The sequence below is a fragment of the Bacteroides sp. RCH18 genome (assembly GCF_058231005.1).
Window position 1 is genome coordinate 1,127,800 of sequence record NZ_JBIPTC010000001.1, and the last position, 12,412, is coordinate 1,140,211.

A 12,412-nucleotide genomic window follows, 5' to 3' on the forward strand; every position below is an offset into this window, starting at 1 on the left:
AGTATTAATATAACAGTTATAACATTAATACCTCAATATGAAGAATTACTTTCAGAAAATAATAACATTATTCACCGGAAACGACTATCCGGAATCGACTCAGCAAGATTTCTACAAGTGGCTAGTAGATGAAGAGCATACTTCCGAAAAAGACGAAGCATTACAAAAATTATGGGATGAGGCTCATAAACGGGGAACCGCAACCGATATGCAGGAGTCTTATGAACTTTTGAAAAAGAATGCCGGAATACCTCCCATACAACGAAAAAGAACAATCCGACCAATTCATATATGGCAGACTGTCGCTGCGGTTTTATTTATAGCAACGGCTTCTTCCGTTTACCTTTCTACAATCGGTAAAGATGCAGAAGAAAACCTTATTCAACAATATATTCCTACTGCTGAAATTAGGACTCTCACTCTACCCGATGGAACTCAGGTACAACTGAACTCACAAAGTACACTTTTATATCCGCAAAACTTTACCGGTAAAGATCGTAGTGTATTTTTGATTGGTGAAGCCAACTTTAAAGTTAAACCGGATAAAAAACATCCGTTCATCGTCAAGTCCAATGATTTTCAGGTGACGGCGTTGGGTACGGAGTTCAACGTTTCGGCTTATCCGGAAAATCCGGTGTTGGCAGCCACATTGATTTCAGGAAGCGTATTGGTAGAATACAATGATTTAAAATCGCAGGTGATTCTAAAACCGAATGAGCAGCTGGCTTATAACAAAAATACTCATTACCATAGCCTGGACCATCCGGATATGAAAGAAGTTACCGCCTGGCAACGTGGAGAACTTGTGTTCAGAGAAATGTCCGTCAAAGATATCATCACAATCCTTGAACGTAAATATCCTTATACATTCGAGTATCAGCTCAAAACGCTGAAAGACGACAGATACAGTTTCCGGTTTAAAGACCAGGCACCACTATCTGAGGTAATGGATGTGATAGTAAATGTAGTAGGCCAAATGAACTATAAGATAAAAGGAGACCGCTGCTACTTAATCCCAAAGTAATGGGTATCCTCCCAAAAACAAAACAGTAAAAAAACAACAATATAATAACCTTTTTAACCACTAAAGACTCATGCAAAAAAGTATCCGGAACGGAGCCCTAACTCTATCCCGGATATGAAATCAAGATTCTCAATATTAGAGTTTTACTCTATTCAATTACCGTGAAATAATTTAGTTAATAACCTAATACTAAGAAAATGCTACAAATTTATGAATTTATAGTAGATCAAACCGCAAAGGGAAGAAGTTTTTTACTTTTTTTCTGTTTGTTAATGATGCAAGCACCCTCCTTTGCACAAAGTAGTGCCAAGATCACAATTCAGAAGAAAAATATATCTGTTATCGAGGCACTTAAGGAAGTAGAAAAACAATCCGATTATTCTGTCGGATACAATGATTCGCAACTGAGAAACAAGCCTGTTTTAAATCTTGACCTAAAAGCTGTGGCATTAGAGAATGCCCTTAAACAAATCCTCCAAGGAAGTGGATTTACTTATCAGTTCAAAGATAAGTATATCATGATTATTCCCGACAAAAAGCCAAAAGAAACTCCTGCAAAAAAAGTAAGTGGAATGGTCATTGACGAAAACAATGAACCACTGATCGGAGTGAATATAAAAGTAGAAGGAAGCTCCGTAGGTGCAATCACCGATATTGATGGAAATTTCAATATAATGGCTCCCCAAGGTAGTACATTAAGCTTCACTTATGTGGGATATACACCTCAAACTGTGAAAATAACAGATAAGAGCATCTATGAAATAATATTGGCAAGTGATACTAAACAGCTGAACGAAGTGGTAGTCACCGCTCTAGGTATCAAACGCGAACAGAAAGCGTTAAGTTACAATGTACAACAAGTCAAGAGCGATCAATTGACTACAATCAAAGACGCTAACTTTGTGAACAGCTTGAGTGGTAAGGTAGCGGGTGTCATTATCAATAGCAGTTCTTCCGGTGTCGGCGGTGCCAGCAAAGTAGTGATGCGCGGTACAAAATCCATCGAAAAGAGTAATAATGCACTTTATGTAATCGACGGTATACCTATGTATAACTTCGGAGGTGGTGGCAGCACAGAATTTGGTTCAAAAGGAGAGACGGAAAGCATTGCCGACCTCAATCCGGATGACATCGAAAGTCTGTCCGTTCTTACGGGAGCAGCCGCAGCCGCCCTTTATGGCAGCAATGCTGCGAATGGCGCTATTATTGTCACTACAAAAAAAGGGAAAATAGGGAAATTACAGGCCAGTGTTTCTACCGGCATCGACTGGTTGAAACCATTCGTAATGCCCGAATTTCAAAACCGTTACGGGACAGGAAGTAACGGTAAATCTGACGGTTCCACCGTATGGAGCTGGGGACCTAAGATGGGAAACAGTCCTGGCTACACCCCCAACGACTTTCTAAAAACAGGAGCTGTTTACAACAATTCAGTCACTTTATCCACCGGTACGGAAAAGAACCAGACTTTCTTCTCTGCCGCTGCGCTGAACTCCGACGGAATGATTCCCAACAATAGGTATAACAGATATAATTTTACTTTCCGCAACACTACAAGTTTCCTCAATGACAAGATGAAGCTAGACGTAGGAGCTAGCTACATCCTGCAAAACGACCGTAATATGACTAATCAGGGACAGTATTCCAATCCTTTAGTTCCTGCTTACCTTTACCCGCGTGGTGATAATTTCTCTACAGTCAAGGTCTTTGAACGCTACAACGAAGCTCGCAAAATCAACGAACAGTTCTGGCCATCGGGCGAAGGTGACCTCCGCATGCAGAATCCTTATTGGATAGCCTATCGTAATCTACGTGAAAACAGTAAAAAACGTTATATGCTCTCTGCCGGATTAACTTACGACGTGCTCGACTGGTTGAGTTTATCAGGACGCATCCGCATAGATAATTCAAACAACACGTATGAACAAAAATACTATGCAAGTACCATCACTACACTTACCGAAGGTAGCGAACAAGGATACTACGGCATAGAAAAGAGTGGAAACAGCCAGACGTACGCTGACTTTCTTGTAAATATTAACAAGAGAGTGGGCGACTTCACTATCGTAGCCAATATTGGTACATCATTAAGCGACAACAGCTATGATATGCTAGGCTACAACGGTCCGATACAGGAAAAAGGAATACCTAATGTATTCAACGTATTCGACCTTGATAACACAAAGAAACGCGCCACACAAGAAGGATGGGAAGAAATGACCCAATCCATATTTGCAAGTGCGGAAGTGGGATGGAAAAGTATGCTCTATCTTACTTTAACAGGACGTAACGACTGGGCTTCACAATTACTGGGTTCGTCACAAACCTCTTTCTTCTATCCCTCCGTCGGACTTTCCGGCGTGATCAGCGAAATGGTCAAACTCCCCGAATGGATTGATTATTTGAAAGTGCGTGGATCATTCAGTTCTGTAGGTATGCCCTATCCCCGATTCCTAACCATTCCAACTTATAAATACGATACCACCATATTAGGATGGCTGCCAAAAACGCATTATCCTATCGGTAAGCTTTATCCGGAACGTACGGATTCATGGGAAGTCGGCTTAGACGCCACTTTCTTCAAAGACCTTCGCCTAAGTGCTTCATTCTACTATGCCAATACTTATAACCAAACCTTCGACCCCAAAATATCCGCCTCTTTCGGGTATTCTAAATTCTACGTACAGACAGGTTATGTACGTAATATGGGTATGGAAGGAATGTTAAGTTATGGACACCGCTGGAATGAATTTGGCTGGAATAGCAACTTTACTTTCTCATGGAATAAAAACAAGATCATAGAACTGGTAAAGGATTTCCACCATCCCGAAACTGGTAAAATCCTCAATATACCCGAACTTGAGATGAACGGTCTGGGCTATTCACGTTTCATCTTGAAAGAAGGCGGAACTTTGGGCGATCTCTACTCTAAAGCCGACCTTGTACGTAATGACAAAGGTTATATTGAGATGGACGCCAATGGTGCTCTGGCCAAAGATGCCAACGTAGAACCGATCAAATTGGGAAGCGTGTTACCTAAAGCCAACTTTGCTTTCAGTAATGAGTTCACATACAAAGGTGTTTCTGCCGGCTTCCTGCTTTCCTGCCGGTTGGGAGGTATCGTTTATTCTGCTACGCAAGCAGCTCTCGACCAATACGGAGTATCTGAAGCCAGTGCAAAAGCCCGCGACGCAGGCGGTGTAGTTATCAACGGACGCACTATGATCAATGCCCAGCAATGGTACGAAACAATTGGCAGTTCCAGCGGACTCCCGCAATACTATACTTACAGCGCGACTAATATTCGCCTGCAAGAAGCACATATCGGATATACTATTCCCCGCCGTTGGTTGAAAAACATATGTGATATCAACGTGTCTTTGGTAGGGCGTAATCTCTGGATGATTTATTGCAAAGCACCTTTCGATCCCGAATCAGTCGCTACTACCAGCAACTATTATCAAGGGATAGATTACTTCATGATGCCGAGCACCCGCAACATCGGGTTTAATGTTAAGTTTAACTTCTAAAACCATGAAATTTATGAAAAACCTGCGATATATGCTGATAGCAGTATATTCAGCCTTCCTGCTTCTGCCTTTGGGAAGTTGCATGGATACGGACATGAACCGTAATAAATACGAAGTGGACAGCGAAGAAATCGGCCGTGAAAACTACGACCTCGGCTCCACTATCAGAGGCCTGCAAGGCTTAGTAATACCTGCACAAGAGCATCTTTACCAATTCATGGAAGCCATGTGTGGTGGTTCTTATGCAGGATATTTCGGTGAAACGCGTACCGGATGGCTGGAGAAATACTCTACCTATAATCCTAAAACCGACTGGTTGAAGGCACCATTTACAGATGTTATATCAGAAACATATCCTAAATATTATGCCGTTTTACAACATGAAGATGCCCCTGTAGCCCTTGCATTAGCCAAACTGCTACGAGTAACTATCATGCAACGTGTGACGGACATTTACGGTCCTATCCCTTATAGCAAAGTGCTTGTATCCGGAGAAGGTTCTGAAAGCGATGGACTGAATGCGGCTTACGATTCACAGAAAGATGTCTACATGCGTATGTTTCAAGAACTTGAAGAAGCCGATCAAGCACTTGAAGACAACATGACAGAAGGCAATAGCGGATTTGAAAAGCTGGATGATGTCTACTACGGAAAACTACAGCAATGGCGCCTTTTTCTCCATTCACTACAACTACGCATGGCTATGCGCCTATGCTACACCGATATGGCTGCCGAAGCCCAAAGCATTGCCGAGAAAGCCGTAACGGCAGGAGTGATCGAAAAGAACGACGACAATGCCTTATTCCATGTAGCAGAAAATCGCTCAGCACTCTGCTTCAACGATTGGAAAGACTATCGTATAGGAGCCGATATTATCTGTTACATGAATGGTTATGCAGACCCACGTCGGGATAAATATTTTACCAAGGTGAAGAATAACGATCAGGAAGGTTATTACGGCATGCGTATCGGCATAAATTCACCATTTTCTGATGACGACATGATAACATCGTACTCCAATCGTTTGATGACCGCCAGCGATCCTTATGTATGGATGACTGCCTCCGAAGTAGCATTCCTGCGAGCTGAAGGCGCATTACGCAAATGGAATATGGGCGGTGAAGCCAAAGATTTCTACGAAACAGGGATTAAGCTTTCTTTCGAAGAACATGGAGCCAGCGGAGCAGAAGACTATCTGAATTCAATAGCTTCTCCAAGTGGCTATACTGACCCGCTAGGTTCGTACAGCACAGGTACCCCCGCCAACATTACAGTAAAATGGAATGAAATGGGAGAACAGGCATTCGAAGAGAATTTGGAACGTATCATTACCCAAAAGTGGATTGCACTTTTCCCCAACGGCATTGAATCATGGAGTGAACACAGGCGTACCGGATATCCCAAATTATTGCCTGTTGTCGTGAACAAAGGCCGCAATGTCAGTACCGAAGCCGGCATGCGCCGACTCATGTATCCCAACGAAGAATACACCCAGAATTCTTTTCACCTTAACAATGCCATTAATGTATTGATAAAGGAAAGTAGTAATAATCAGGGGGGAGATACCGGTGGCACTCATGTGTGGTGGGATCGTAAAGCAAACAAGTAAGAATCTTTAAAAACTAAGATAATATGAAAAATAAAAACCTTATATTCAGTTTCTTTACCGTCGTCACTCTCACGATTGGTGCAGGCTGTCTGTGGACATCGTGTGACGATTGGACCGAAACGGAACAGGTGGATTACGGAGTAACTACCCCCGATGGTCAGAACCCTGAACTATATGCCCGCTACACACAAGCTGTTCGCAACTATAAAAGTCGCAAACACTATGCCGTATGTGTACGCTTCGACAATGGACATAGCGGAGACGGAGAAAAAGACTTTCTTCGTTCGATGCCAGATAGCATTGATGCCGTCATTCTGGAAAATGCGGTAACACTTAATTCAGCCGATCTGGAAGACATTCCTGTATTGCAGACTAATTTTGCAACAAAGGTTCTTTTTAGTTTCAATCTGACCAGTATCAAAGAGAACGCAGAAAGTTCGGGACAAGAAATCAAAACACTTCTGACTCCCGCTTTAGAACAAATGGTATCCGCCATTACCGACAATGGACTTGACGGAGCCTCAATCTCCTACACCGGTGACATCGGACTTGGTAATAACACAGCAGTCAATACAAGTATAGCTGAGATGCGTCAGTTACTGCTTGACAAGATTACACCGTTAGCAAAAAATGGGAAAATCTTTTTTCTGGAAAGTAATCCACTTTTTATTCCCGAAGCGAACCGGGATGTATTCACCCGCTACGTACTCAATACTACGTCCTCTAAAAATGCCAGCCAGTTACGTCTTCTGATTAATGAAGCTATCTATTATGCAGGTATTCCCTCGGACAAGCTGCTCATTACCGGCGATCCGGAGCTAATGACTACGGACAATAATGACGGGCTTGTCTCACAAGTGCCTTTCTTCGCCATACAGGTAATAGACTGCGGACCTATCGGCGGCTTAATGATACAGAATGTCGCTGCAGACTATTCGCACGCTAACATCACTTATAAGGAGACACGTGGTGCCATACAGACTTTAAACCCTTCACCTTTAAAATAAACACAGGAGGAATCTAAGATGAAAAAGCAAAAAATACGATTCGCAATTTTCATGTTGTTACTTGCTGTCACTGCTTGCGACAATGCCGATTATAGTAAAAGTGCTCCTTTCGACAACGGTGTCTATTTAAGTGTAGCCGAAAGTAAAACGTCGGAGACTATGACATTCAACAAAACGATTATTCAGCGCGAAAAAAGCTTCACAGCCCGGCTGGCATATCCTGCCGGTACTGATGTTACAGTCAACGTAGCAGTTGACCCTTCACAAGTAGAAGCCTATAACTCACGAAACAATACCAGCTATGATATATTGCCGACCAAACATTACCGATTGGAGAGCAACGAAATGACAATACGCGCAGGCAAAATCAATTCTGCTCCGTTACATATTTATTTCGAAAACCTGACAGAATTGGAGATTGATAAAGCATATCTCTGCCCAGTGTCTCTTAACTCTGCACAAGGTGTAGGCCTATTGGATGGCTCAACCACCTACTGGTATATAGTGAAACGCTCCAGCGCCATCACTACCGCTGTTGACTTACGCTATTGCTACGTCGAAGTTCCCGGATTCTATGTACCCAAATGGGGAACAGAGCCTGCCGGCAATGCTGCTCATCTGAACAATTTGAAGGCTGTCACCTTTGAAATAATCACCCGTATAACCAATTTCGACGAAGCCAATACAGACATTTCCAGTCTGATGGGCATCGAGCAATATTTCTGTTTCCGGGCAGGCGATGCAGGCTTTCCACGTCAACAGTTGCAGATACAGACTCCGGCAGGAAAGTTCCCCGAAGCCAACAAAGCCAAATTACTGAAAGAAAATGAATGGTACCATCTCGCACTAACGTACGACATTGCCACCAAAACAATCATTTTCTACGTCAATGGAAAAGAACAAAGCCGAAGCACTAACTATGGCAACAGCGAATTCTCCGAAATAAAACTTGCCAACCGCAAACAGGAAAGTTTTCCCGGTGCAAGCGACGGTGACTGGCTTTTCTACATAGGACGTTCTTATAATGACCGCTGGCTTATCGACCGTCAACTAAACGGTAATGTCTGTGAGGCACGTATCTGGGATGTAGCACGTACACAACAGGAAATATGGAAAAACATGTACGACATTGAAGATCCGGAAAATGAAGCACACCTCGCTGCTTACTGGAAATTCAATGAAGGAAGCGGCAATGATATCAAGGATTACTCCAAATATCATAACGATGCACACATCGTACGTTATTGGAAAGATTTCAATAGCAAAGAAGAATATGACGTGAAAAATGAAGAACTATGGCCAAGCGGCATAGAAGTTCCGCAAGTGAATAGAGAAGATTAGAAATGAGAAACTTATAAAAATCAAAATATGAAACAAATATTGAAACATATACTGATTCTGGCATTTGCGGCAGGTTTTATTGGGACTGCCTGCGAAAATAACGATCTTACTATCGATGCCGGCACATTCCCCGAAACCGGAGGTATAGGTCTTTCTATGGGTATATTACAAAGCGATAATTATGCGATGGAAAATCCACAGATAAACATGGACCATGCCAGTTTGAGCGATCAATTTCACATCAGCTTAACAGAACCGGCTTCACAGACAGGAAATTATACCGTAAAAGTAGACGAATCCAAAGTACTGGACTTCAATTCGAAACACGGAACGAATTACCCTCTGTATCCTACAGAATACGTAGATTTAGGTAACAGTGGAAAAATGACAATAGAGAAAGGAGAACAGCAGTCAAACTCTGTCTCTATTGCTTTCAAATATGATGAATCTATAGAAGATTCTGTTATTTATGTACTCCCTCTGACAGTAGAAGAGAACAATAGTTCCCCGGCCATATCTAGTGAACGCAAAACATTATATTATATAATTAATGTATGGGGAATGGCTCCTGCCGAATATAACGCTATAAAGAAAAACTTCATTCAGATAGCAGGGGTAGATCCCGAATTCACCAATCCTCTACTGCTCAACAAACTCTATTTTGAGTCTATGTCTCTTTCATCACCAGAAGTAGATTACTACAATCCATTCGATATAATCAACCTACAGTTCGCTACCGTCAAGGCAGACGATAATCTGTTGCCATCCTTATATCTAAAAGATGATCTGGCATACGTACTAAAGAAACGTGAAAAGTACATCGTTCCATTGCAACAGTTAGACCACAAAGTTTGCCTTGCCATTAAGGGAGCGGGAGAAGGAATTGGTTTTTCCAATCTGGGGGAAAAAGAAATGATGATATTTGTAGAAAGAATAAAACAAGTGATTGATATATATCATTTAGATGGAGTCAATCTATATGATGCTAATTTTTCCTATGAAGAAAGTAACGAAAACATTAATTACTCAAACAATCTATGCAAATTCGTAGCATCTTTACGAGATAAGCTAGGAAACAAGATCATAACCTATACACAAACTGCTGAATCTCCGGAAGGAATCACTAATGACGCTAATTTGAAATTAGGAGAACTTGTAGATTATGCTTGGTGTGATCAATTGAACACAATTATTGATCCTTGGAGTACTCCTGAAAAATGGACACGTCCTATTGCAGGATTAAACAAAGAAAAATGGGGAGCTTTGAATACTGATATACATATATCAAGTGAACAAACAAGTGTTTTAGATCAAGTGATAGATGTATTCAATTTACCTTCAATAATGGAAACCGTTGGAATAAACCATGTATTTGTAGTGAATCGAGTTGATTATGTTACTGCGGGAGTAGAGCCTTACGCTCCAACTTATATGGCTTATGGAGCTATGTGTAATTTGTGTGATATGGAAAAAGAGTATTTTGTTATGGGTATTAACTCTCCAAACAATAACCAATACCTTAGTATACATGATCCTCTCATGCCTAAAGATTATTAAGATATAACATTCATATTTATAAAGCATCTGTGAATATGAACAAACTGAGAAAGGAGATGCAGAATATTTACGCATAAAAATCAGACTATGAAGGAGGAACTTCCACCAAACACGTATCCTATCAATGCCAAAGAGATATCTTCCGCATTGATTATAAGAAAAGAAAAATCATTAAATCAATTTTAAAATTTACATTATGAAAAACTTGTATAAAATTTTAGCGTCATCTATCGCTATATTTGCATTTTGCGCATGTTCACAAGAAGAAATTCCAGCAAACCAAGCAGATGGTACTCAACCAGAAGCGGTCACTCGTTCGGCCACAGGTATTAAAAACATCGTTTATATTGAAGTAAATGATATCAACCCTCTTAATGCAGGGTCATATATTATGGATGATGCTCCATTTTTCGATTATGTAATTCTGTTCGCTGCCAACATAAGAGGTGTAGGCTCAGACGCTACTTTATATAACAATCCAAATGTACAGTACATTTTGGACCACAAAGACACTCTGATTAAGCCTCTTCAAGACAAAGGTATCAAAGTTTTACTCGGTTTATTGGGTGACCATACAGGGCTCGGATTCGCAAACATGAATTCAGCTCAGACTGAACAATTCGCAACTGCAGTTGCTAATGCTGTTAGCCAATATGGATTAGATGGTGTAGACTTTGACGATGAATGGGCTGAATACGGAAGAAACGGTTATCCATCAGGAAGCACAGGTTCTTTCTCTAATTTAATTACTGCGCTCCACAACAAGATGCCAGGCAAAACGATTACTGCATTCAATTATGGCTATGCCTATGAGCTTACAAATGTAAATGGCTATATAAACTATGGTATTTATGCATTCTTCAACTCCCCATCGTGGAGTACAGGTTTTGGTATGCCGAATAGTAAATTTGCACCTTATACCATTAATCTGAATAGTGCTCCGTCTGCTGCTAGTGCTCAACTTTATTCAGGACAAGTTGCAAGTAAAGGTTATGGTGCTATCGGTTACTATGACCTTAGAGCCAACAATATCGTAAGCGTATTGAATGGTGTTGCAAAAGGAGCTTTCAAGTCTACTTGTACTTATGACGGTAATTCTTATCCAAAGAATTATTAATCAAAGGATTTAAAGCATCATACTTGATGAAGTATTAAAATACACTTCTCCCTCTTTAAACAAAAGAGGGGGAAGTAGTTTAAAGTGAGAGAGTAATGTATTTCTTCACATGTTCCTTTTTAGTGAAGGAAACATGTGAAGAATTACTCATACAACATTTATTAGATAATATATCCTTCGGAAGCTACTCACTCTCCCAACGCTCATATAATTAACTGGAGGGAAAGTTACGGGCAAAAAAGAAGAGAAGTAGCAACCGAGGATAATCAGATGAATGCTGTGACATTTTTGTATCTAATCTAATTATTATAAGGGGAAAAACAAAAATGTCACAGCATTACTAATCAGCACTTTAAGTCCCAAAACAGTTCTTTTTTCTACAAGTTTACAAAAATCATCTATATACTTTTCACTTTTTCATAGAAGAAAACTGCACTTTTTTCACTCCCCCCTATCCAATCATAAAGAAACAATAAAGTTACAGTCGAGTAATCAGACAGGCAGACTTGTGTAACAAGTCAGCTACAGTTATGCATCCCTGTAGCTACACAAGTGCAACAGAATAAAACATAAGCAACAAACAGCTAATAGCTGGCGAGAATTTATTAATTCATATGGTAGAATGCTTCAAACCAATCTGATAAATATAGGAAAAGATATATAGCATTATACTAATTTATTAAGCATACTTCATAGAACCATACTATAAATCTACGTATCAATCTCCCAAATCTGGAATAAAAACAAAGAATTCCATGACTGTTTTGATCTAATTATGATTTTATTAAACATAAATTAATAATAGACAGAACCTTCAATAAGCAAGCATTATCATTTTCCACGAACAATAAATATAACATTGTATTAAAAATATACAAGTTTTCAATACATTTTATCGCAAACATCATACAAAAAGTAACAAGTCTCTATTTTTAATCAGATATTATATCAATTTTTTATAACTATGACGTATATTTACCTCATAAGAACAAGCAATATTATATTATAAAAAAATACGTATATATTATCCAAAAACCCAAAAATGAGAGAATCTGAATTGGTACTAAATGGAAGTTATTCCAAAAGTACCCAACCAAAAGCACGGGCACCTCCTGAGCAGCCCGCATTACTTACAATATATTTAACATTTATGTTTAATAAAAAATAATCAAATTAATTATTGTTACTTGGAGGAGATTTGCCCTATTCCTTTCAAAAGGGTTCAAA

At 40.1% G+C, this 12,412-nt stretch carries 7 protein-coding genes; all 7 read left to right on the forward strand.

Features of this window, described 5'->3' with window-relative positions; translation table 11 throughout:
* Nucleotides 1-37 precede the first annotated feature (37 nt).
* The 7 genes from ACHLI0_RS04440 to ACHLI0_RS04470 all read left to right on the forward strand — a co-directional run bounded on the left by ACHLI0_RS04440 (nucleotide 38) and on the right by ACHLI0_RS04470 (nucleotide 11,185).
* Entirely contained in the window at nucleotides 38-1,024 is a 987-nt protein-coding gene (locus ACHLI0_RS04440) for a FecR family protein (RefSeq protein WP_490748542.1), read from the forward strand.
* Nucleotides 1,025-1,221: 197 nt separating this feature from the next.
* Nucleotides 1,222-4,554 (forward strand): TonB-dependent receptor, encoded by a 3,333-nt coding sequence (locus ACHLI0_RS04445; RefSeq protein WP_490748543.1) that lies wholly within the window; start codon nucleotides 1,222-1,224, stop codon nucleotides 4,552-4,554.
* A gap of 13 nt (nucleotides 4,555-4,567) precedes the next feature.
* The gene (locus ACHLI0_RS04450) at nucleotides 4,568-6,163 is read left to right on the forward strand and encodes a RagB/SusD family nutrient uptake outer membrane protein (RefSeq protein WP_490748544.1); all 1,596 of its coding nucleotides are present in this window, start codon (nucleotides 4,568-4,570) and stop codon (nucleotides 6,161-6,163) included.
* Nucleotides 6,164-6,186: 23 nt separating this feature from the next.
* Complete coding sequence (locus tag ACHLI0_RS04455; protein ID WP_490748545.1) at nucleotides 6,187-7,170, forward strand: glycoside hydrolase family 18; 984 nt, start codon at nucleotides 6,187-6,189, stop codon at nucleotides 7,168-7,170.
* An 18-nt stretch (nucleotides 7,171-7,188) separates the two neighbouring features.
* Nucleotides 7,189-8,511, forward strand: coding sequence for a DUF1735 and LamG domain-containing protein (locus ACHLI0_RS04460; RefSeq protein WP_055218482.1), 1,323 nt, complete (start codon nucleotides 7,189-7,191; stop codon nucleotides 8,509-8,511).
* Between the two features lie 27 nt (nucleotides 8,512-8,538).
* The gene (locus tag ACHLI0_RS04465; protein ID WP_055218484.1) at nucleotides 8,539-10,068 is read left to right on the forward strand and encodes a BT_3987 domain-containing protein; all 1,530 of its coding nucleotides are present in this window, start codon (nucleotides 8,539-8,541) and stop codon (nucleotides 10,066-10,068) included.
* A 196-nt stretch (nucleotides 10,069-10,264) separates the two neighbouring features.
* Nucleotides 10,265-11,185, forward strand: coding sequence for an endo-beta-N-acetylglucosaminidase (locus tag ACHLI0_RS04470; protein ID WP_055218486.1), 921 nt, complete (start codon nucleotides 10,265-10,267; stop codon nucleotides 11,183-11,185).
* Nucleotides 11,186-12,412: the final 1,227 nt, after the last annotated feature.

Bases quoted from the DNA above. Each gene is read 5' to 3' on its own strand.
- ACHLI0_RS04440 (WP_490748542.1), top strand. From the start codon at position 38: ATGAAGAATTACTTTCAGAAAATAATAACATTATTCACCGGAAACGAC.
- ACHLI0_RS04445 (WP_490748543.1), top strand. From the start codon at position 1,222: ATGCTACAAATTTATGAATTTATAGTAGATCAAACCGCAAAGGGAAGA.
- ACHLI0_RS04450 (WP_490748544.1), top strand. From the start codon at position 4,568: ATGAAAAACCTGCGATATATGCTGATAGCAGTATATTCAGCCTTCCTG.
- ACHLI0_RS04455 (WP_490748545.1), top strand. From the start codon at position 6,187: ATGAAAAATAAAAACCTTATATTCAGTTTCTTTACCGTCGTCACTCTC.
- ACHLI0_RS04460 (WP_055218482.1), top strand. From the start codon at position 7,189: ATGAAAAAGCAAAAAATACGATTCGCAATTTTCATGTTGTTACTTGCT.
- ACHLI0_RS04465 (WP_055218484.1), top strand. From the start codon at position 8,539: ATGAAACAAATATTGAAACATATACTGATTCTGGCATTTGCGGCAGGT.
- ACHLI0_RS04470 (WP_055218486.1), top strand. From the start codon at position 10,265: ATGAAAAACTTGTATAAAATTTTAGCGTCATCTATCGCTATATTTGCA.